1 pseudogene is annotated in these 497 nt (G+C 44.7%); it reads left to right on the forward strand.

Annotated elements, in window-relative coordinates:
* Positions 1 to 497, forward strand: a pseudogene (locus IQR33_RS24230) (hypothetical protein); the annotation flags it as partial.

The following is a 497-nucleotide window of genomic DNA, read 5'->3' on the forward strand; positions in this document are numbered from 1 at the left end:
GCTTCTATTGACTCAGAAATTGGGGGGCTTGATATCGATGTTTCTGAATTTAACTCCCGCGCAGCATTTGTTGGTGGTATGGCCGGACTAGGAAGTCTAGGTGCAATGGCACTATATGTATCTACGATTGCAAGCAACTTAGGGGCTTACATACTAGTTGGTAAAGCTGCGGGTGTACTTGTTTCGTTAGGACTTGCCAGTAGCGTAACCTCAGTTACATCGTTCGTGGCGGCTCTTGGTGGCCCGATCACTATCGGTATTGCCATTGCAGCTGCGATTGGATATATGGTTTATCGTTTAATGGGTAGTTCATGGCAGAAAAGCCTCGCTAAAAAGGTTGCTGAAGCAATCAAAAAGGAAAACGTTTGGGACCAAATTGAAGATTGCATTGCTAAGTTCTGGAACAATACTGAGACTGCAATTCAGGCTGGTCTAGATGAACTGGTAGAACAAACCGAAGAGTACATCAATAAGCTGAAGGAAGATGCAGCTACAGA

Origin of the sequence: Vibrio sp. OPT46, from assembly GCF_015163535.1 — a bacterium.
Taxonomy (GTDB): domain Bacteria; phylum Pseudomonadota; class Gammaproteobacteria; order Enterobacterales; family Vibrionaceae; genus Vibrio; species Vibrio alginolyticus.